At 64.4% G+C, this 20,388-nt stretch carries 15 protein-coding genes and 1 pseudogene; 5 read left to right on the forward strand and 11 right to left on the reverse strand.

All coding sequences use genetic code 11. From position 1 onward, the window contains the following. Positions 1 to 33 precede the first annotated feature (33 nt). The 3 genes from E3T38_RS04950 to mgrA all read left to right on the forward strand — a co-directional run bounded on the left by E3T38_RS04950 (position 34) and on the right by mgrA (position 2,073). A complete protein-coding gene (locus tag E3T38_RS04950; protein WP_134546734.1) occupies positions 34 to 336 on the forward strand; it encodes a hypothetical protein in 303 nt (100 codons plus the stop codon). A 158-nt stretch (positions 337 to 494) separates the two neighbouring features. Then, the gene (locus E3T38_RS04955; RefSeq protein ID WP_134546736.1) at positions 495 to 974 is read left to right on the forward strand and encodes a Dps family protein; all 480 of its coding nucleotides are present in this window, start codon (positions 495 to 497) and stop codon (positions 972 to 974) included. A gap of 73 nt (positions 975 to 1,047) precedes the next feature. After that, positions 1,048 to 2,073 (forward strand): L-glyceraldehyde 3-phosphate reductase, encoded by a 1,026-nt coding sequence (mgrA, locus tag E3T38_RS04960; RefSeq protein WP_134546738.1) that lies wholly within the window; start codon positions 1,048 to 1,050, stop codon positions 2,071 to 2,073. On the opposite strand, the gene E3T38_RS04965 is transcribed toward mgrA, so the two are convergent. The 4 genes from E3T38_RS04965 to E3T38_RS04980 form a co-directional block, all read right to left on the reverse strand. After that, complete coding sequence (locus tag E3T38_RS04965) at positions 2,074 to 4,761, reverse strand: DEAD/DEAH box helicase (protein ID WP_134546740.1); 2,688 nt, start codon at positions 4,759 to 4,761, stop codon at positions 2,074 to 2,076. It lies immediately after the preceding gene. 4 nt (positions 4,762 to 4,765) lie between these two features. Next, positions 4,766 to 6,892, reverse strand: a complete 2,127-nt coding sequence (locus E3T38_RS04970) for a S9 family peptidase (RefSeq protein ID WP_134546742.1) — start codon at positions 6,890 to 6,892, stop codon at positions 4,766 to 4,768. A gap of 44 nt (positions 6,893 to 6,936) precedes the next feature. Next, positions 6,937 to 8,118: an imidazolonepropionase gene (gene hutI / locus E3T38_RS04975; RefSeq protein WP_134546743.1), complete on the reverse strand. Its 1,182-nt coding sequence runs from the start codon at positions 8,116 to 8,118 to the stop codon at positions 6,937 to 6,939. Between the two features lie 299 nt (positions 8,119 to 8,417). Next, the gene (locus E3T38_RS04980) at positions 8,418 to 13,484 is read right to left on the reverse strand and encodes a multicopper oxidase domain-containing protein (protein WP_134546745.1); all 5,067 of its coding nucleotides are present in this window, start codon (positions 13,482 to 13,484) and stop codon (positions 8,418 to 8,420) included. A gap of 347 nt (positions 13,485 to 13,831) precedes the next feature. Between E3T38_RS04980 and E3T38_RS04985 the strand changes: the two are divergent. Continuing rightward, positions 13,832 to 14,260, forward strand: a pseudogene (locus tag E3T38_RS04985) (hypothetical protein); the annotation flags it as partial. On the opposite strand, the gene E3T38_RS04990 reads toward E3T38_RS04985, so the two are convergent. Genes E3T38_RS04990 through E3T38_RS16630 form a run of 4 tightly spaced genes read right to left on the reverse strand, consistent with a single transcriptional unit; the run spans position 14,251 to position 17,531 of the window. Further along, positions 14,251 to 15,594, reverse strand: coding sequence for a formimidoylglutamate deiminase (locus tag E3T38_RS04990; protein ID WP_134546749.1), 1,344 nt, complete (start codon positions 15,592 to 15,594; stop codon positions 14,251 to 14,253). The pseudogene E3T38_RS04985 and the gene E3T38_RS04990 sit on opposite strands and share 10 nt — an antisense overlap. Then, on the reverse strand, positions 15,591 to 15,713 hold the full coding sequence (locus E3T38_RS17280; protein WP_255452725.1) for a hypothetical protein: 123 nt from the start codon (positions 15,711 to 15,713) through the stop codon (positions 15,591 to 15,593). The genes E3T38_RS04990 and E3T38_RS17280 overlap by 4 nt, the downstream gene beginning before the upstream one ends. Positions 15,714 to 15,715: 2 nt before the next feature. Further along, on the reverse strand, positions 15,716 to 17,380 hold the full coding sequence (gene hutU / locus E3T38_RS04995; RefSeq protein ID WP_134546750.1) for a urocanate hydratase: 1,665 nt from the start codon (positions 17,378 to 17,380) through the stop codon (positions 15,716 to 15,718). Further along, positions 17,331 to 17,531 carry a hypothetical protein gene (locus E3T38_RS16630; RefSeq protein ID WP_166805427.1) on the reverse strand — a complete coding sequence of 67 codons (201 nt, stop codon included), beginning with the start codon at positions 17,529 to 17,531 and terminating at the stop codon, positions 17,331 to 17,333. The genes hutU and E3T38_RS16630 overlap by 50 nt, the downstream gene beginning before the upstream one ends. A gap of 97 nt (positions 17,532 to 17,628) precedes the next feature. Here E3T38_RS16630 and E3T38_RS05000 point away from each other — a divergent pair, with 97 nt between their 5' ends. Then, positions 17,629 to 17,901, forward strand: coding sequence for a DUF2277 domain-containing protein (locus tag E3T38_RS05000; protein WP_104199740.1), 273 nt, complete (start codon positions 17,629 to 17,631; stop codon positions 17,899 to 17,901). Here the strand turns inward: E3T38_RS05000 and E3T38_RS05005 are convergent. Genes E3T38_RS05005 through E3T38_RS05015 form a run of 3 tightly spaced genes read right to left on the reverse strand, consistent with a single transcriptional unit; the run spans position 17,898 to position 19,983 of the window. Continuing rightward, positions 17,898 to 18,335, reverse strand: a complete 438-nt coding sequence (locus tag E3T38_RS05005; protein ID WP_104198149.1) for a hypothetical protein — start codon at positions 18,333 to 18,335, stop codon at positions 17,898 to 17,900. The two genes, E3T38_RS05000 and E3T38_RS05005, sit on opposite strands and share 4 nt — an antisense overlap. Before the next feature lie 16 nt (positions 18,336 to 18,351). Beyond that, entirely contained in the window at positions 18,352 to 18,846 is a 495-nt protein-coding gene (locus E3T38_RS05010; protein ID WP_134546752.1) for a hypothetical protein, read from the reverse strand. A 39-nt stretch (positions 18,847 to 18,885) separates the two neighbouring features. Continuing rightward, on the reverse strand, positions 18,886 to 19,983 hold the full coding sequence (locus tag E3T38_RS05015) for a type I restriction endonuclease (protein WP_104198147.1): 1,098 nt from the start codon (positions 19,981 to 19,983) through the stop codon (positions 18,886 to 18,888). Positions 19,984 to 20,388 lie beyond the last annotated feature (405 nt).

Below are 20,388 nucleotides of genomic sequence, written 5' to 3' on the forward strand. Positions count from 1 at the left end.
TCGGCCTACATTTCATCAGTGGAAAGGTTGCCGATGACCAGTGTTGCCCCCGACAGTCACGACCAGTTCAATGAGGGTACGGCTGAACCACCGCCACTACCGACAGACGAAACCGCCCCGCATATTGCCCGGCCCTACCGAGCCCTGGAGCGAGAGTTGGAACGCGCGGTGCGCGATCGCGTCGACGTCAACCTGCGAGTCACCGCGGCGGTCAACGCTATGCGCGACGGCGGCTGTTCCTGGGCTGATATCGCACGCCTCCTTGGTACCGCCCCGCAGACCGCGCACAAGAAGTACAGCAAGCCGCGCCTGCCACGCGCCCCAAAGGACGCCTGACGAGATCAGAGCGTGCCCAACGCCGCGCCCGCGATAATCCCGCGTGCCGGGGGCCGCACGTCGGGTTTGCGGCCCTCGGTCGGGCGATTGCATTGTGGCCCAGATCACACGGTCGTGATATAGCCTTGAGGCGAATTCTCCCTGATTGAAAGGACACCATGCACGCCTCCGAGACACTCAGTAACAACCTGCAGTCCGTTCTGGTCGACCTGATCGAATTGCACGTGCAGGGCAAACAAGCGCACTGGAGCGTCGTTGGAAAGAACTTCCGCGACCTGCACCTGCAACTCGATGAGATCATCGTCGATGTGCGTGAATTCTCCGACCAGGTCGCCGAACGCATGCGCGCACTCGACGCGATGCCTGACGGTCGCAGCGAGACGGTCACCAAGGCCACCAACCTGCCGAAGTTTCCCGACGGCGAAGTCGACACGGCCGAGACGGTCACCCTCATCACCGAACGGCTCGACGCCACGGTCGCCAACATGCGCAAGGTGCACAATGAGGTCGACGAGGAAGATCCCACCAGTGCCGATCTTCTTCACGCTTTCATCGAGAAGCTCGAGCAGTATTCCTGGATGGTCAGCGCGGAGAACCGCAAACCGCGCAAGCGTTCCGAGGTGAAATCCGCGCACTGAGCTTGCTGACGCATACTCCAGGTTTCTCCTGGGGTAGCGTCGGTGTGGAAGAGAAAAGTGCCATCATGATCAAATGACCTTTCTCGCGAATGAATCCCGTTATGAGTCCATGCCCTACCGTCGTGTCGGGCGCAGCGGCCTCAAGCTTCCCGCCATTTCGCTCGGTCTGTGGCAGAATTTCGGCGATGACAAGCCGCTTGCCACACAACGAGCTATTCTTCGCCGGGCCTTCGACCTGGGCATCACCCACTTCGACCTGGCCAACAACTACGGTCCGCCCCCTGGGTCGGCCGAAACGAACTTCGGCCGGCTGTACCGCGAAGATTTCAGCGCCCACCGCGACGAACTCGTGCTCTCGACCAAGGCCGGCTACGACATGTGGCCGGGCCCGTATGGCAACTTCGGCAGCCGTAAATCCTTATTGTCGAGCCTCGACCAGTCGCTCTCGCGCATGGGCGTTGACTACGTCGATATCTTCTACTCGCACCGTGCCGACCCCGATACCCCGCTCGAAGAAACCATGGGCGCACTGCACACCGCAGTGACGAGTGGCCGCGCCCTCTACGCCGGAATCTCGTCGTACTCGCCCGCACGCACCCGAGAAGCAGCCGCGATTCTGGCCGACCTCGGCACCCCGCTGTTGATTCACCAGCCTTCCTACTCGATGTTCAATCGCTGGGTCGAGGACGACCTGCTCGATACGTTCGACGACATCGGCGTCGGCTGTATCGCGTTCTCGCCGCTGGCCCAGGGGCTGCTCACCGACCGCTACCTCAGTGGTATTCCGGCGGACTCCCGGGTCGCCCGGGATGGCTCGGCGAACAAGTCCATGGTGAGCGCGGAGGCGCTGACCCGTATCCGCGCCCTAACCGAGATCGCCTCCGGCCGTGGTCAGTCACTGGCCCAGCTGGCATTGGCCTGGGTGCTGCGCAATTCAGCGGTGACGAGCGCGCTTATCGGGGCATCGTCGGTCGCCCAGCTCGAGGCGAACGTGGGGGCACTGGACAACCTCGACTTCAGCGCCGAGGAACTGGCCGCCATCGACGAGCACGCTGTCGATAACGGCATCAACCTGTGGGCAGCGTCGAGCGCGGTCTGATCACGGCTCGAGGAGACCGCGAATGTCATCGGCGGTCAGCGCGGTGCTGAACATGGCGTCGTCGTCAAGCACAGCGTTGAACAGCTGCGATTTTTGCTTCTGGAGTGCCACGACCTTCTCTTCGATAGTGCCGGTCGCGACGAGCCGGTAGACCATCACGTTGCGGGTCTGGCCGATGCGGTGGGTGCGGTCGATGGCCTGCGCCTCGGTTTGCGGGTTCCACCACGGATCGAGCAGAAAGACGTAGTCGGCTTCGGTGAGGTTGAGACCGAAGCCGCCAGCCTTGAGACTGATCAGGAACACCGGCGCCGCACCGCTTTTAAACCGGTCGATCACCTCGCTGCGCCGCAACGTCGACCCGTCGAGGTAGCAATACGGAACACCCTGCGCGTCGAGCCGGGCGGCGGCGAGCTTCAAAAATGACGTGAACTGGCTGAAGACGAGTGCCCGGTGTCCCTCGCTGATGACATCGCCCAGCTGTTCGAACAGGGCGTCGAGCTTGCTCGAACGCACGCCCGCATACTTCTTGTCGACGAGGGAGGCGTCGAGGCTCAGTAGGCGCAGCAGGGTGAGCGAGCGAAAAATAATGAACCGGTTCTTGTCGAGTTCCTCGATCAAACCGTAGAGCTTCTGCCGTTCCCGCTGCAGAAACGTGTCGTAGAGATTCTGGTGCGCCGGGTTCAGCGCGATCTGCAGCTCCTGCTCCTGCTTGGGCGGCAGGTCACGGGCAACAACGTCCTTGGTCCGGCGCAAAATCAGCGGGCGGATGCGCCGCCGCAGCTTCGCAAGCCGCTCGGGGTTCTCGCCCCGGGTTACCGGCCGTACGTAGTCCTCGATGAATTTGCGCGATGAGGCAAACAGGCCCGGCGCGACAATACTGAACAGCGACCACAGATCCATCAGGTTGTTCTCCAGCGGAGTTCCCGTGATGGCCAGTTTGAACGGCGTGTTCAATTCCTTCGCGCAGGCATAGGCGCGGCTCGTGCGGTTCTTCACGAATTGCGCCTCATCGAGAATGAGGCCAGCCCAGGCCACTGCCTGGTATGCGTCGAAATCGAGACGGAACAACGCGTATGACGTGATGAGTACGTCGACGTCGGTGGCGGCATCCGCTATGAGCGTGCGGCTTTTTACCTCCGTCGCCGTGAGAGTGCGTACCCGCAGCCCGGGCGTGAATCGAGTCGCCTCGTTCTGCCAGTTCGCCACAACGGATGTCGGTGCCACGACCAGGAACGGCCCCGGCCCAGAGGCGCTCGCGTGCACCAGCAGCGCCAGGGTCTGGAGTGTTTTACCGAGGCCCATGTCATCGGCGAGTACCCCGCCCAGCCGGTGCTTCCAGAGAAAAGCGAGCCAGGTGAACCCCTCCTGCTGGTAGGGGCGCAGGGTGGCACGCACGCCGCCCGGAAGCGAAGTCGGGTCGATGCCGGCCAGATTTTTGAGCCCGGCGGCGGCGGCCCGCCACGAGATTGCCGGCACTGTCTCGTCGGCGAGATCCTCGAAATCGCTCCATAAACTGGCCTGGTAGCGGCTGATGCGCAGGCCGGTCTCCCACTCCTGCAGTGCGCGGGCTTCGTTGATGAGTTCGTGCAGCTGCTCGAACTCGGGGCTCTGCAGGGAGAGATAGCTGTTGTCGACCAGTCTCAGGCGGGTCTGGCCCTTCGCAAGAGCCTTGAACAGCGGGCCGAATGGCACCGTGATCGCGCCGACGGTGACGATCACGCCGAGATCGAACCAGTCGCGCTGGTCGGTCTCCACCGTCGTGATCACCAAGTGCGGTACTTCGGTGCGCTCAAAGTCGTCGGGCAGTACCTCGGGAAAGCGCACCGAGGCGTCCGTGCTGGTGACCAAGACCGTGCGTTGCAGCGTCGGGTAGACGGAGCCGAGAAACTCGGCCGCATCCTCTGCGGGGACCATCGCCGCCTCGACGCGTCCGACCAGGTGACGCTGCTCGCGGTTCAGCGGGCCAGCGGTCGGTGCAAGCGTGAACACGGTCGGCAGGCCGAACCGCACACTGTAGATGCCGTGGCCGGCGATGATTCCGGCGGCCTCGAGGGGGTGGTTCTCCCCGTCGATGTGCAAGCGGGCTTGCAGAACCAGGGGGCCGGCAGAATCTGTTCGAGAGGCGTCGAGGCTGATCTCGGCGAGCGAACCGACCCGCACACAGACGCCTTTCTTGGCGCCGACGAAGCCGATCCCGAGCTGTTCGGCCTCTCGCAGCAACGGCCAGAGCAGCGCACTGGTGAAGTTGTCGAGGTAGATCCAGTCGGTTTCCTGGCTCGTGTACACCTCGCGCACGGCCTTGTAGAGGGCGGCGAACTGCGAGATCCAGCGATGGTGTTCGGGGTCGAGGTTGAACCGGTTCAGCTGAAAGGTGAGGTGGCTCCAGGTGACGTTGCTGCGCACCCAGTTACCCTTCGCATTCGAAATAACCGGCCGCACGCCGAGCCGAAACTCGCCGTGGCCGGGCTCGAGCGTTTTCACCGGCTTGGCAGTCGGCCCACGCCACCGGTCATTTGTGCGCGGAGTCTGCTCGCGCAGCTCGAACTGCAGCCCCATCGCCACTTTCGGGCCGGTAGTCAGTGCACGCGGTTGCCCGAAATTACCGATTCGCGGCAGAGCGGATGCCGGCGGCTCGGGCGCCTGCACCAGCCGCTTCCACGCGGGGGTCAGGTCTGGGCCGTTCGACATTCCCCTAGCTGTCGCTCTCTGACGGATTCAGACCGGCGGTGCCCAGCACCCAGGCGTAGTTGAACGCGCGCTCACGCCACGCGCTGTAGCGACCGGAGACGCCGCCGTGGCCGGCCGACATTTCGGTCTTGAGTAGGGCATCCGCTCCGACTTCCCGGAGCTTAGCCACCCATTTTGCCGGCTCGACGTAGAGAACGCGGGTATCGTTCAGGCTGGTCACGGCAAGAATATGCGGGTAGGCGACGGCGCGCACGTTCTCGACCGGGGAGTACGACTTCATGTAGGCGTACACGTCGGCATCGTGCAGGGGATCGCCCCACTCGTCCCACTCGATCACGGTGAGCGGCAGTGAGGGGTCGAGAATCGAGGTGAGGGCGTCGACGAATGGAACCTCGGCGAGGATGCCGGCGAACAGCTCGGGCGCGAGGTTCGCCACGGCGCCCATGAGCAGCCCGCCGGCGCTGCCGCCCTCGGCGACCAGTTGGTCGGGGGTCGTATAGCCCGCGTCGATGATGTGCCGGGTGCAACTCACGAAGTCGGTGAAGGTATTGCGCTTGGTCAGGGTCTTGCCGGTTTCGTACCAGGTTCGGCCGAGTTCGCCGCCGCCGCGCACGTGCGCGATGGCGAAGATCATGCCGCGGTCGAGCAGGCTGAGCCGGGCAATACCGAATCCGGGGTCGATGCTGTGCTCGTACGATCCATAGCCGTAGAGCAGTGTCGGTGCCGGGGTGCCGGGCAGGATGAGGTCGCGGCGGTAGACCAGCGAGATGGGTACCTGAGTGCCGTCTTCGGCGGTCGCCCACTCACGGCGCTGTTCGTACAGTGTGGGGTCATAACCGCCGAGCACCGGCTGCTGCTTGAGCACGCGGCGCTCGCCGGTAGCCACGACGAGGTCGTACACCGTTGACGGGGTGACGAAGCTCGTGAAGCCGAATCGAATGGTCGGCTGCGTCCACTCCGGGTTGCCGGCCGAGCCGACGGCGAACAACGGCTCGTCGAAGTCGAGCTCGGTCAGTCCGCTCTCGTCGTGCCGATCGATGGCGATCCGGGTGAGGCCGTCCCGGCGGTACTCCACGACCAGAAAGTCAGCGAACGCGTCGACGCTTTCGAGGCGGATCTGTGGGTCATGCGGCAGCAGCATCCGCTGGGTGCCCCGCGGATCTTCTACTGCGACGCTGACCAGCTCGAAATTGACCGCGCCGCCGCCGTTATGCACGATCAGGAGGCGGTCTTCACCGTTGATGATGGCGTGCTCAACATCGTATTCGGTGTGGTCGTGCCGGGGCCAGACCACGGTGAAGTCACCGGTGGGGTCGGTCGCATCGAGCAGCCAGGATTCGGTGGTGACGCTCGAGCCGGCCTCGATCATGAGGAATTTGCGGCTGCGGGTGATGCCGATGCCGACCCAGAACCGTTCATCGGGTTCGTGAAAGATGCTGGTGTCAGTGGTTCGTGAGGCGCCGATTTCGTGCCGCCAGACGGTGTCGGGGCGCCAGGCGTCGTCGACGGTGGTGTAAAAGAGGTAGCGTCCACTCGGGTCGAACAGGGCGCCGGCGCTCGTGTTCGGGATAGTGTCTGGCAGGTTCTCGCCGGTCGCGATGACGCGTACCCGGATCGTATAGCGTTCGTCGCCCTCGATATCGACGGCGTACAGCAGTTGGGTGCCGTCGTCGCTGAGGTCGAAGCTGCCGAGCGAAAAGAACTCGTGGCCTTCGGCTTCGACGTTGTCATCGAGCAGGATCTGCTCGCCGGTCAGGCCGATCTGGTCGCTGCCGCTGATGAGGGGAGCGGCCCAGTCATTCGGGCTGCTGATCGGCGCGCGACAGTGAATGCCGTACTCCTGGCCCTCGACCGTGCGGGTGTAGTACCAGTAGTTTCCCCGGCGCACCGGAACACTCAGGTCGGTCTCCTGGGTGCGGTTTTTGATCTCGTTGAAAATCTGCTGCCGGAGCGGTTCCTGGTGGGCGGTGCGGGCATCCGTATAGCTGTTCTCCGCTTCGAGGTGGGCGATGACCTCGGGGCTGTCCTTATTACGCAACCACTCGTAGTCGTCGATATAGACGTCGCCGTGGTGTTCGCGATTTTGCGGCTTCTTGTGTGCCAGGGGAGGTGTGCTCGGGCCAGAGGTCATCCCCCCAGCGTAGTTCGCGCGCGGGCGCGCGAGGGATGCCGTCCTCAGGAACCCCGGCGTAGCCCGTGCCTCCAGACGGCGCGGGTCAGGGCAACTCCGGGGCGGTAGGCCAGGTGCGAAATCGAGGGAGCGTTCAGAACCTGCAGGTCGGCGCGGCCGCCGACCTGCAGGGAGCCGACGGTATCCGCTTCCTGGTCTTGGCCGAGCGACCGGGCCGCACCGCGCGTCGCCGCCCAGACGGCCTCGCCCACGGTCAGGCCCATTTGCAGCACGGCCGTCGCCACGCAGAACGGCATCGACGTTGTGTAGGAGGTCCCCGGATTGCAGTTGGTCGCCAAGGCGATGGTCACGCCGGCGTCGAGCAGTCGTCGGGCCGGCGGAAACGGCTGCCGCGTCGACAGGTCGCAGGCCGGCAGCAGGGTGGCTACCGTCGTTCCCGCGGCCAACGCGTCGATGTCGGCCGGCTCCAGGTAGTTGCAGTGGTCGACGCTCGCCGCGCCCAACTCGGCGGCGAGTCGCACGCCACCGCTGAAGCCGAGCTGGTTGCCGTGCACACGGATTCCCAGGCCGGCGGCCCGGCCGGCCAGCAGTACCTCTCGGGTTTCCTCCACGTCGAATGCGCCTTGCTCGCAGAACGCGTCGATGAACTGCACATAAGGTCGCACGGCAGCGAGCATCGGCCCGGTCACGAGGTCGAGGTAAGTGCGACGGTCTATCCCGACGGGCACGATGTGGGCGCCGAGAAAGGTCACGACATCGGCCACCTGGGCGGCAGCGCGCGCCGAACGTGTTTCGCTTTCGACATCGAGCCCGTAGCCGGTCTTTGTTTCGAGAAACGTGGTGCCCTGAACTTCGGCCTCGTGGCGCAAACGCCGTGCCGTTGCCACGAGCTGTTCCTCGGTCGCGGCACGTGTGGCGGCGACGGTCGTGTTGATGCCGCCCGCGGCATAGGGGTGGCCGGCCATGCGGGCCTCGAACTCCGCCGAACGGTCCCCGCCGAACACGAGATGGGTGTGCGTGTCGACCCAGCCGGGCAGAACCGCGCGGCCGTCGAGATCCGTTCGACGATCGGCCGCGGGAGCCTTCGCCGCGGCGCCGATCCAGAGAATGCGACCCGCGCCGATCACGAGGGCGGCGTCGCGGCGTCGTTCGCCCGATTCGTCGTGGGTGGTCAGCTCACTGATACCCGTCACAAGCTCGGTACCGTCAGGCTCGGCCGCAGTCATCTTTCGAGCCTAACGAGCGCGTGAGTAAATAACCCAGACGTAGGCCGTTTTGGGTGTCATGGTTGTGCTGCGTCGGTTGCCGTGGAGGTCGAAGAGTCGTTGGCGGTCAAGTTCGCCGCGTTGTTTTCTGGGCGCGTGGGATGCGGCGCGCGCTCTGAGGACACGAGGTTCAGGATATCCGGCCCGCGGGCCCCACTCGGTGGCACTCCTGGGTCCAGCGCGCCCAGCAACGCGCGTGAGCCGGCGGCACCCGAGGTGCCGCCGGCTCACGTTCTCACGCTGTTCTCACAATGGATGGACTACTGGAGAGGCTTCAGGTCTGCCTTGGGTGAGCCCTCCACCCTGAAGATGCCCCACAGGCCCTGGTTGACCTGGTTGTCCAGACCGCCGTCCCGGTAGAGGTAGTCCCCGGGAAGCTTCTGGCGTCCACCGGCCCCACCGAGCAGGTTGTAGTTGAAGGCGTTGCCTGTGAGCAGACCGCCCTCAGCTGTCTTGATCATCGCGTTCGGGTCGCTGGGCTGGTAGCGCCACCCGTGCCCGTTCAGGCTGAAGGTGTGTGGCCGGTCGCGGTCACCACCCGATACGAGCCGCAGGTGCGTCTCGTCTCCGACATAGGCCCGCACGAGCGGTGTGGCCGGGTCGCCGTGCACCACCGACGACATGACGTTGGCCACTTCTGGGTCCTTCGCCAGGCGAGGGGCGAAACGCTCGGTCGTGTAGTTGATGCCCCGGTGCCCTTGGTCGCTGGGTTCGCCCTCCGCTGGGTAGGGGAGGATGGCCCCGGCCTTGTCTCGCAGGATCAGACCGTCGACCCAGTTGAGCACAGCCTCGCGGAAGCTGCGTTTGACGCCGGCGGCGTCGGTGTAGGTGACGTTGGCCTGTGCGCCCGAGGTGATCGCAACCCCGGAGTTGGGGTTGACGTATGTCGAGCCCTTTGGCTCGATCAACAGCGCCCCGTAGGACCCATGGTGGCGACTCCCACGCCGGTCAGCGAAGTCGAGCAGGTTCGCTGCTCCGTCCTCGACCGCGGCATGGACATACCACGTGTACTTTGTCGTAATTCCTGGCGCGACGGTCTGGTCGTAGTTGTACCCGACCGTCGCCCCATCGGAGTCAATGACGTTGTAGGTCAACAGGTTTGGGTGCATGGACACCCGGTTGGAACGTGGGAAGTTCGTCACGTCCGCAGGCAACGGTAGGTCACCGGTGTGCGCTGCGGGCGTCCGTGGCAGCTCGTTCTTGAGCGTCACCGTGACGCAGTCACCCACATTCGCTCGGATCACCAGGGGCTCGGTCTTCATGGCACCCGAGCGAACCTTGGTCACGTCCTCGCTTCGCACGAACATCGTGCCGTACGGGTCGTGGTCACCTGACTTCGCGTTATACACGATGTCCTTGGCGATGGCCGACACGTTGACGGCGACCGCCCTTGACCCTGTCGGGCACGGGGTGACCGAACCCAGCGATCCTGTTGGAGCAACCTTGAGCGCGTCACCGGGCTTGAGGGCTGGCCACGCGTCGCCACTTCCAGGAGCTGGCCGGTCGGGCAGCGGCTGGAGGTCGGAGACCGCGTTCTTGGGGACCCGGAACAGACCCCACATCCCCATCCACTGGTCCTCGAGCAATGGGGAGCCATACAGGTAGTCACCGGGGGAACCGGCGCCGTCCTGCAGGATCGACGGGGTGCCGTTGGCGACGCTGTTCGAGGCTTTGGCGACTGTTGTTGCAGCACCGGGGTTGGTCTTGACCACCTGCGAGCCCTGCAGCTCGTAGTTGAAGTACTCCGCGAGCGAGAGGGTCTGGGTGTCGACCGTCCGAGACAGGGGATTGTCCGGCTCATTCAGCCAACGGTGACCGTGAAGGTTGAACTCGTGCATCTCCTCGTGGGAGCCAGCCACGTTGCGGATGACCACAGGGTCCTTCGAGTATGCCCTCAGGAGCGGCGTATCGGGATCGCCGTTGACCGCAGATGAGTAGGTGTACGCGGGGTCGCCCTTAGCGCCGTGAACCCCGGGTTTCGTCCGGATCTGGAACGGGGCGTTCTTGTAGTTGATCGAGTAGCCGCCCTGGTCCTGGCCGTAGTTGTCCGGTGCCGAAGGTGGGTTGATCGGTGGACCAGCGCCGTTGTCCTTCCACATGGGCGTTCGGTCGGAGTAGAAGATGGTCATCTCCCGGAAGTCCGGGCCGCTGGCTGAGCGGATATCGGCCATGGGGCCGACCCCGTTCGTCGCAGCACCAGTCTTCGGATCGTGCCACGTGGCGTCAGCGGGCTCGACGTTCATCGCGGCATAGAGGCCCTTCTGCTGGTGCAGGTTGGCGTATTGGTGGTCGTGGAAGAAGGTCGTCCGCAAGGCTGTGTCCACGAACCACCGATAGCCGTAGGTCTGGCCAGGCATCGCCGAGGAGCTGTAGTTCCAGCCCACGCTGGTGCCGTCGGAGGCAACCTGGTCGAACTTGACCAGGTGCACGTGTGTCGAGACCTCGGATGTCTCCTCGGTGGCCATGTAATCACCGTCGAGGCGGTTCACGTGGTCGAGGGGGACGTTGGGATTCTCGTCGAGGTGCAGGTCATTGGTGGTGAACAGCTGAACGCACTCACCAACCCTGGACCGGATGGTGTACGGCTCGGGTGCCTTCTGTCCTGTCCGCACAGCGACCGCATCGGATTCCTCCACGTAGACCCTTCCCTGCTTGTCCTTCCAGCCCGCGGAGTTATAGGTGATTGGGGTGTCGATGACGTGTGGCCGGTAGACCCGTGTTGGTGCCGTTGTCGGGCACGGGTCGATGTAGCCGTTGCCGGGCTTGTCCGGGTCAAGAGCAGGCATCCCTGCGGCCTCAAGTGCGGTCGGGCCACGGGGGGCGTCGCCGGGGCGACGGATAGCAGCGAAGGTGTCTTTGACCACCGCGTTCGGCGGACGGTAGGCACGCTGGCCGACGTCACCCTTGACGAACAGTGGGAAACCGGGCTGTGCTGCGGTCGGGGCCGCCGTGGCGCCTGCCCGGTTCGGCAGCTCCTGCAGCGCCTCCAGGGGCGTGCCGTCGGCATACTGTGCCGTGCCGTCGCGCAACTTGTCGAAGATCCGCAGGTGGCCCCAGAAACCCTGGGCGAAGTGCGGGTAGAGATGGCAGTGGAAGATCGTGTCACCGACCGTGCCCTGGGTGCCGCCGGCACCTCCCTCAATCTTCAGCTCTCGAGCCTCATGTGGGCCAAACGACTGGACGTCGTTGAGCGGTGACTTCGGGTTCTTCGGGTCGGCGTTCCAACGCTGGGTGTGCTGGTGCCAGGGGTGGGTCTCCTTGGCGCCCGGGTGGACGACGTGGAACTTCAGCGGGTCACCGACGTACCCCTTCGGGATCAGGTTGTCCGAATCGGTCACCTTCACGCCGTCGACGGTTCGGGTCAGCTTGCCCTCGTCGCCGAAGACCCACGACTGCAGGTGGGACTCCTCGCCCATGCACTTGGCGCCGGGGTCGTCGACGACCTTGCCGAGCTCGGGCACGTAGCCGTTGCAGAAGTTGTCACTTGGGGCATAGGTCTTGCCGTTGGGGAGCGTGATGGTCTTGGCCACGCCACCCGGGTTCTCCGGAGTGACGGTCCCACGGTGCTCGAGGATGGCCCGCAGCCGGTTGCGCAGCGGCTCCGAGCGGTAGTTGATGCCGAAGCTCGAGTCCTTCAGCCCGGTCGTCGGGAAGGTCGGTTGCTTCCCGTCCCGGTCCAGGACGCCCTCGTTCTCGTCGAGGAAGATCATGACGGCCGAACGGGTCGAGGCCGCGCCTGCCCGGATGTCGGCGAACAGCTGGGACTCGACGGCGCGCCCGCCCGTGAGCAGGTCGGCCCCGGTGATCTGATTGTGCCAGGTCGAGTCCTTCGGGTGCACGACGACCGCGCCGTACAGGCCGTTCTGGACGGAGGTGTGCTTCGGGTCGTTCGGGTCGAGGTTGGCGTTGTCGTACAGCGGCGCCTCGCCCTCCCGGTCGGCGTACCAGGTGTAGGTGCGCTCGGTGCCCGTGGAGATGGTCGTGTCCGGGTTTAGGCCCACCCGCGCGCCGTCGGAAGTCTTCACGTCCGCTTGAACGAGGCCCTGGGTGGACAGGCCGATTCGCCGGCCCGCGATGTCGTTGCGTACCTTGACGGACACGCAGTCACCGACGTTGGCGCGCACGACGAGCGGCTGGGTGAGGTTGGGGTTGGCAAGGATTTTTTCCTTGTTCACCCTTGCGTCGGCGTTCTTGAGGGCATACATCAGGCCGTTGGGCAGTTTGTCGCCCCAGCCGTTGAGAGGGATGGTCACCTGGAAGGCGGCCAGGTCGTACTCAATAGCGCGGGCACCGGCCGGGCAGACCCCGTTGGCCGAAGTGATCGGATCGCCAATGACAGCTGTCGCCGAAGAGGAACCCATCAGAGCGGAAGTCGTCATCACGACGACACCGCCCGCCGCCACGGCGATGACCAGGCGAGAGCGGCGTGGCGTCGGGGCCACGACGGACCGGGCACGCCGTGCCGGCGTCGGGGTCACGACAGACCGGGTACGCCGTACCGGCTTCGGGGCATACCCACCGGTCACGTCATCGCTTCGGCGCATGCCCAGGACGAGGCCTGCCAGGGCGAGGAGCAGAAGCACCGGCAACACGCGAGCGGCCTCGATGGCTCCGTGCTCGAAGAGTGCAGCACCCGAGGTCGCCTCCATGTGGCCGCCCGTGGCCGATTCGGCTACCGCTGCGCCAGTAGTGCCAGCGGAAGAGGCTGTACCGTTGTGCGCAGTGTGCGGGTCGGCAGCGGCGGCGGCAGCGGTAGGGGCCTCAGCGGCGCCGTTGTGCGCAGCGTGCGGGTCGGCAGCGGCTTTGGCGGAGCCATTGGCTTGGCCCGTCTTGGCCAACCACTCCGCCGAGGGCTGGTGCGGGTGGAACCCGGGCTTGGTCGCGGCAGCGACTGGGGCACCTGGCGCGCCAGGTGGCGGGACAGCACCAAGTGCAACACTGGCGCCAGGAGCTGCCTGGGCAGCCGGTGCGACAGCTGAGGCAACCGCGTGGGCGGCGGAGGCATGCTCGGAGGGGAAGATCAGCGTGTGGCCGATCGCACCTGACATGAACACAGCCGTAGTGACACCGACGACCGCGACTGTGGCGCGAGCCAAGGAGATCATCCGAGATGCCGGCCGCAGGCGAGCGATCATCGCGAACACGACCAGGACGGCCGGGACCACTAGCAAAAGCGACAATGTCCCGTCCCGAAGGAAGTGCAACGCTGAGGTGCCCGAACTCCAGTCTTGCTGGGCAGAGGCTGCGTGAAGCCCGTGGAGCCAGGCCGTGCCGCCGTAAGCGAGCACCACCCCCATGCCGACGCGAGCTCTCATAGAAATGTTCATTGGTCTCCCTGTAACGGCATTGATGTTGTGCTGAGGTCAAGCCGAACCTTGAGCTGGAACAAATCAGGGCGGAGTGGCTTGGTCACGGGTGTGGTGATCCACGGGGCAACCATGCTCGGCCGACCTTGAGAAAACCTTGGGCTAGAAAAGGTCATCAGGGAGTCAAGACCCTGCTTCCGGGCGGTGTGGCAGTAGTGCTCGATCGAGGTCCCCGCTGTCGCCCGACAACGGGCCGCCAAGGTCGACAGGCACAGAATGCGCAAGGCCGCCACGGGACTGCCCTGGGGCGCTGGTGGCGTCGACTCTTGAGATCTCAGGATGGTTCCTCCTTCGCGGCGTGAATCCGGTTGCCGTGGAGATCGAAGAGTCTGCGCTACCTGGCCGACGAGCTGGCCGAGCAGGGTCACAGGGTGTCCGCGCCGACCGTGGCGGGCCTGCTGCGGGAGGAGAGTTTCAGCCTGCAGGGCAACGCCAAGACCATCGAGGGTGGCCGTCACCCGGACCGGGATGCCCAGTTTGCCCACACCAACGCCGCGGTCGAAGAGCACCTAGCGGCCGGCCAGCCGCTAACCAGCCACGAAGTCATCGTCACTCGCATTGCCGGTACCACTACCCGTACAGGTCTAACCGTCACAGCCAGACTCGACGACACGATCTACCCCAAAAGCATCAAGATCACCGACCGCGAGATGGCAGACCTGGAAACCCAACACCTCACCAAGCATGACTTCCACGGCGACTGGAACTACACCGTAAGCCCAGCAGATCAACCCTGAACTACGCGTGTTGTTGATTGACAGGCCCTAGCGAGCGCGTCGGTCATCAGTGCTGCCGGCCGCTCGCCGCCGATCAGTTGGCCACACTCGGCTACCAGTCGTCCGCCCACGAAAACGCGCAGTACATCGGAGGCCGTGGCGGTCAGCGGCAGTTGCCCGGCAAGGGAGCCGACCGTGCGCACCCCGGTCGTGCTGATCTCGACGAGATCGCATAGATCACCCGGTTGCAGCCGGTGGCGTCCGAGTCCAAGGGAGGCATAGCCGGCGGTCGACGCGGCTGCCAACAAAGCGGCGGGGGCGAAACGTCCGCGCTGCTTCGAGACGAGTCGTTCACCCATTTCGAGGCCGCGCATCTCCAGGAACGGGTCGATGACCGCGTTTTGATCGGAGCCGAGCGCAATCGGCGAACCGGCCGTGGCGAGGGCGTGCGCCGGGCCGACGCCGTCGCCGAGGTCGGCCTCGGTGGTCGGGCACATCACCACGGTCACGCCGGCGTCACCGAGCAGGGCCCGGTCGGTGTCGCTGAGGTGCGTAGCGTGCACGACACTCAGGCGCGGCGCGAGTGCCCCGACCGACTCGAGCAGGCCGGTCGGGGTCAGGCCGAGGGCGGCCAGGCAGTCCCTGTTCTCCAGCGGCTGCTCCGAGAGGTGGATATGCAGGGCAACCTCGCGTGGCAGCCCCGCGAGCACCTCCCGCATCGCGTCGGGCGTGACGGCCCGCACCGAGTGCAGAGCCGCCCCGAGGGTCACCAGGTCGTCGCCCGCGAGCTGCGCGCGCAGCGACTGCCAACGGGCCAGCCACCCGGCGGCACTTCCGTCGCTGAACGCGCGTTGCTCCGGCGCCAGTTCCCGACCGATGCCGCCCGTCAAATAGAGCGTGTCGAGTAGCACCAAACGGATGCCCACGGCCCGCGCCGCCGCCGCAAGCGCCAGTTCCATAGCGTGCGCTGGCTCATACGGTGCCCCGTCCGCGCGATGATGCACGTAGTGGAACTCCCCGACGGCCGTGTACCCGCTCACGAGCATCTCCGCAAACACCGCGGTAGCCAGCGCCTGGTAGTTCGACGGGTCGAGCTGGGCGGCGACCCGGTACATCCGCTCGCGCCAGAGCCAGAAATCACCGCCATCCCCGTGGGTCTGGCCCCGCAAGGCCCGATGAAATGCGTGCGAGTGGGCATTGCCGAACCCCGGAACAACCGTTCGCAAGCGGATATCCGCCGCCTTCGCAGGCTCCACCTGAACGCGCGTGATGCGACCGGCCGGGTCGACTTCGAGCCGCACCCCGGCGACGTGGACCCCGTCGATCAGCAATGATTCGCACCAGAACGCGGTCACCGCAGATCCCGCAGGAGTTGTTCACGGGCGTCGATTCCGGCCACGCGGTCCGCGGCTGCGGCGAATTCCTCGGTGAGGCTGGTGGAGCATCCGTTTTGTTCAGCAGGCTGCTGGGGCATTTTTACTCTTCCCACATGGGCACGCGCAGGCCGCACTTGCGGGCCACCTCTTCGGCCCGCTCGTAGCCGGCATCGACGTGACGCATGACCCCGGTGCCCGGGTCGTTGGTGAGCACCCGCTCGATCTTCTCAGCGGCCAGCGCGGTGCCATCGGCGACGATCACCTGCCCGGCATGGATGCTGCGACCCATTCCCACGCCACCGCCATGGTGAATGGATACCCAGGTCGCGCCGGAAGCGGTGTTCAGCAGTGCGTTCAACAGCGGCCAGTCGGCGATCGCGTCGGAGCCGTCCTTCATGTCTTCCGTTTCGCGATAGGGCGAGGCGACCGAGCCGGAGTCGAGGTGGTCGCGGCCGATCACGATCGGCGCGCTGAGTTCACCGGAGGCGACCATCTCGTTGAACTTCAGCCCAGCGCGGTGACGTTCCTGGTAACCGAGCCAGCAAATGCGCGCCGGCAGGCCTTCGAACTTCACCTTTTCCCGGGCTTTGGTGATCCAGCGGTGCAGTCCGGCGTTGTGGGGAAACAGTTTGAGAATAGCGCTGTCGGTGGCCAGGATGTCGGCCGGGTCGCCCGAGAGCGCCACCCAGCGGAACGGACCTTTACCCTCGGCGAACAGCGGACGAATGTAGGCGGGCACAAACCCGGGAAACTCGAAAGCTCGCTCGCAGCCGCCGAGCTGCGCCTCGGCGCGAATGGAGTTGCCGTAGTCGAAGACCTCAGCGCCGGCATCCTGAAATTCGACCATGGCCTGCACCTGCTTGGCCATCGTGGCGCGGGCACGCGTGGTGAACTCGTCCGGTTTCTCGGCCGCGTAGCTGTGCCATTGGTCGACCGTGACGCCCTCGGGCAGATAGGAGAGCGGGTCGTGCGCGCTGGTCTGGTCGGTGACGATGTCAATGGGTACCCGGCGAACCAGCAGCTCGGTGAATACGGTCGCGGCATTGCCGACCAGGCCCACCGACAGCGCGCGGCGTTCGGTCCTGGCTGCGAGCACCCGGGCGATCGCCTCGTCGATATCGTCGGTCATCTCGTCGAGATAGCCGTGGTCGACGCGGCGTTGCAGCCGGGCCGGGTCGACGTCGACGATGAGCACGACACCGTCATTCATGGTGACGGCGAGCGGTTGTGCGCCGCCCATGCCGCCGGCCCCGCCGGTCAGGGTCAGGGTGCCAGCCAGGGTGCCGTTGAATTTTTTGGTAGCGACGGCACCGAAGGTCTCGTAGGTGCCCTGCAGGATGCCCTGGGTGCCGATATAGATCCAGGATCCGGCGGTCATCTGCCCGTACATGGTCAGCCCGAGGTGCTCGAGGCGGCGGAACTCGGGCCAGGTAGCCCAGTCGCCGACGAGATTGGAGTTGGCGATGAGTACGCGCGGCGCCCACTCGTGGGTGCGAAAGACGCCGACCGGTTTGCCCGACTGGACGAGCAGGGTTTCGTCTTTTTCCAGCGTTTCGAGCGTGCGCACGATCGCGTCGAAGCATTCCCAATTGCGGGCGGCCTTGCCCGTACCGCCGTAGACCACGAGGTCGTCGGGGCGCTCGGCAACGTCCGGGTCGAGGTTGTTCATGAGCATGCGCAGCGGTCCCTCGGTCTGCCAGCTTTTCGCGGTCAATTCAGTGCCGCGGGCGGCGCGAACGGGGCGTGCGGTGTGAGGGACTGTCATGGGCATCTCCTTCGATAACAAATCTGCCGACGCGATGGTCGACCATGGCGTTGAGCTCGGCCGACAACCGCAGGACCGAGAGCAGCAGTTGGGCCTCCTCCTCGGCGACGACACAACCGGCAGCGCACAGTCGCGCGATCAGGTTGGCCATGGTTGCTGCCGTGGACGTCTCCTGTCGAAGCCGGCGAAGCAGGAGCATCCTACGCCCGGGTCTTGAAGGGTGCGCACGCCTTGATTACCCTGAAGGCATGTGCCGAAACATTCACGTCCTGAGCAACTTTGAACCCGCCGCGACCGACGACGAAGTGCACGCGGCCGCGCTGCAATACGTGCGCAAGATCAGCGGGTCGGCGCACCCGTCGAAGGCCAATGAAGAAGCCTTCGACCGCGCAGTGCACGAGATCACTCACATCTCCCAGCACCTGCTCGAAGACCTCGTGAGCGCCGCACCACCCAAAAACCGGGAGATCGAGGCGAAAAAGGCCAAGGCGCGTTCCCAGAAGCGGTTCGCTGCGGCTTAGCGGCTCAGCCTTTCCGCATAGAGCACCATGACGGCCGCCACGACGCTGGCCGCCGCACCGAACGCCAGGCCGAACGCAATGGTGATGCCGGCATACAGTCCGTCGTCCAGCACCGATAGCACAGCCGCGATCGCCGCGGACAGCAACACCACACCGCCCATCGCGCCGAATGCGGCCACTGTGACGCGCAGGCGCCGCGATTTCGTCAGGTGCCGATCGGCAATCGCTATTGCGGCGAGCCCGCCCAACAGTGCGACCGCCCCGATGACGAAGCCAATCACGCCGTAGTTCGCCATGGAACGCACGACGAACCAGAACCGAAATTCGGTTTCTCCACTACCGGCGTCGGTCATCACGACCGCCACGCCCGCCGCGAGCAGAAAGCCCACGAACGGTGCAAACACCGCGATGCGCCAATAGCGTCGAATAACCATGTGCCCACCCTACGGTCTAGAAGTCCTCCCAGGCACTGGGCAGCGGATGCGCGACTCGACCTGGCCGGGTGCGCTCGCGTCGCTCGGCCCGGTAAACCAGAATCGCGGCCACGCTGCCCGCCACGGTAGCGACGACCAGGCTGATAATGACCAGCAGGTAGGACCAACCGCCGTTTCTCATCGTCTCCGACACAATCACCAACACGATCCCCATTGTCAGCACGCCGCCGGCCGCGCCGAGAGCGGCCAGTACCGTGCGAGTGCCCGATGATTTCGTGAGGTGCCGGTCGAGGCAGCCGACCAGAACGAAGCCGCCGATCAGCGCGGCGCCGCTCACCACGAGACCGACGGCGCCGTAGGCCAGAATCGCCGAAACGACACCCCCGGCGCTCTGGCCGGTTCGCGTATAGGGATTACCGCCCAGGGCTATCACCCCGAACACACCTGCCCCCAGCAGAAACCCGATTACCGGCGCGACAAGCAGGATGCGCCAGTACCGGTGAATCATCATGGCTCCCACCATATGGCGCCTAGCATGGCGTCAAATTATTTAGTTCTGGTAGCTCTTAATCGTTTCGCGAATGTCCTTCGCGAAGAGGTATATCTCGTCAAGGGTGTCGATAGGGTGGCGAGTCTCGACCTTGTCGGCGTCGAAGACTCCAAGGTACTTCTGCTTCCGTCCATTAAAATGAAGTCGCGCCACCGGCTTGCGATTGTTGTCATCGAGAAGCACTGCGAAATAGGATTTTGAATCTCTATGCATCACTCGCTGTGGCTTTACTTCGCTGCAGGCAATCGCTTTGACGATTTGATATCCCTCTAGTTCTTCAAGAGTCGTCTCGATCTCGGTGTCTCGGGCGAGATCGATCTCAACTATGTCGTGGCTGTTAATGACTTCGCCGCGCACTTCTGACGCTGCACCCGAAAAATTCGAACCGCCCAGCGCTGTTTTCAATCGGTCGTTAACCTGATCGTTCAGGAACTGCTTTGTCGATTTTGCCACCAGGGACGTAAATTGCTCACGGATCTTTTGCGTAAAAGCACCGTCGTAAACTCGTGTCGTGAAAAATCGAATCCAGTCGTCTTCAGGCTCCGTAAACTGAGCCGCGATAGTGCGCTTTATTTGACCGATGTACTTGAGCTCCTCTGCCGAGTTAATGATGGAGTCGAGGTCAAAAACGTCCTTGGTCAGTTTCCTCAGTTCCGGAATCAGCGTTTCGTCGATGTCCATCAAATCCAGAACCAAAAACGGCTTTTCATCCATACGGTTGGGCGCGTCTAAGTCCGTGTAAAACTGGTAAATCTCGCCATTTGTGAGAACGGCGATACGCGCGTTGGTAACTGCGAAGTAGCGGAACAATTGTGAGGCGTGTTCAATCTTCAACGCTTCCGTGGACTTCTTACATTCGACAAGGATCTGGACTTCGCCGTCGCGCATAATCGCGTAGTCGACCTTTTCGCCCTTTTTCACGCCGACATCGGCGGTGAATTCGGGGACGACTTCCAACGGATTGAAAACGTCGTAGCCCAAGATGGTCGAGATGAAGGGCATGATAAAAGCGTTCTTGGTAGCTTCTTCAGTCTGAATTGCTCCGCGCTGGTTTCGTACTTTGAGAGCCAATGCCCCTATTAGTTCTGCAAATTCCATAGTTCCCCCGATTTGTGATTTTCTACCTCCGAGCTTATCGGCTCGACCTAAATCAGACGAGCTTCGGCGGGATTTGGTGCAGCGGGGCGCGATCCTCTCCGTCCTGAATCGTGGCTAAGTTGCCCGTGGAATACGGATGCGGTGCCCGAAAGTCCTAATCTGGTCACACAATTCTTTCGCACGTTCTGATCGACGGACTAAGGCGGGGAGAGCCCGACAGCGTCGACGCTCACACTCCAGCGTATGATCGACTCGTTCTGGGCGGGTCTGGTCGAGCCATGGCGGCGACCGCCGCACGGGGCATCCGTCTGTTGGCTTACGGAAGGGCAAGTTAGGGCGGATCGACCGAAAGTGATGTCGGCCTCGCTTCCGCCGCCGGAACCGAGGGTCTCGTCGATGACGACC

Source organism: Cryobacterium sp. Hb1, assembly GCF_004403585.1.
Lineage (GTDB): Bacteria > Actinomycetota > Actinomycetes > Actinomycetales > Microbacteriaceae > Cryobacterium > Cryobacterium lyxosi.

Coding starts and splice junctions, on each gene's coding strand:
- E3T38_RS04950 (WP_134546734.1), top strand. CDS start 34: ATGACCAGTGTTGCCCCCGACAGTCACGACCAGTTCAATGAGGGTACG.
- hutU (WP_134546750.1), bottom strand. CDS start 17,380: ATGACAGTCCCTCACACCGCACGCCCCGTTCGCGCCGCCCGCGGCACT.
- E3T38_RS05015 (WP_104198147.1), bottom strand. CDS start 19,983: ATGGAATTTGCAGAACTAATAGGGGCATTGGCTCTCAAAGTACGAAAC.
- E3T38_RS04965 (WP_134546740.1), bottom strand. CDS start 4,761: ATGTCGAACGGCCCAGACCTGACCCCCGCGTGGAAGCGGCTGGTGCAG.
- E3T38_RS05005 (WP_104198149.1), bottom strand. CDS start 18,335: ATGGTTATTCGACGCTATTGGCGCATCGCGGTGTTTGCACCGTTCGTG.
- E3T38_RS05000 (WP_104199740.1), top strand. CDS start 17,629: ATGTGCCGAAACATTCACGTCCTGAGCAACTTTGAACCCGCCGCGACC.
- E3T38_RS04970 (WP_134546742.1), bottom strand. CDS start 6,892: ATGACCTCTGGCCCGAGCACACCTCCCCTGGCACACAAGAAGCCGCAA.
- E3T38_RS04980 (WP_134546745.1), bottom strand. CDS start 13,484: ATGAACATTTCTATGAGAGCTCGCGTCGGCATGGGGGTGGTGCTCGCT.
- E3T38_RS17280 (WP_255452725.1), bottom strand. CDS start 15,713: ATGCCCCAGCAGCCTGCTGAACAAAACGGATGCTCCACCAGCCTCACC.
- E3T38_RS05010 (WP_134546752.1), bottom strand. CDS start 18,846: ATGATGATTCACCGGTACTGGCGCATCCTGCTTGTCGCGCCGGTAATC.
- E3T38_RS04955 (WP_134546736.1), top strand. CDS start 495: ATGCACGCCTCCGAGACACTCAGTAACAACCTGCAGTCCGTTCTGGTC.
- E3T38_RS16630 (WP_166805427.1), bottom strand. CDS start 17,531: ATGGCCAACCTGATCGCGCGACTGTGCGCTGCCGGTTGTGTCGTCGCC.
- mgrA (WP_134546738.1), top strand. CDS start 1,048: ATGACCTTTCTCGCGAATGAATCCCGTTATGAGTCCATGCCCTACCGT.
- hutI (WP_134546743.1), bottom strand. CDS start 8,118: ATGACTGCGGCCGAGCCTGACGGTACCGAGCTTGTGACGGGTATCAGT.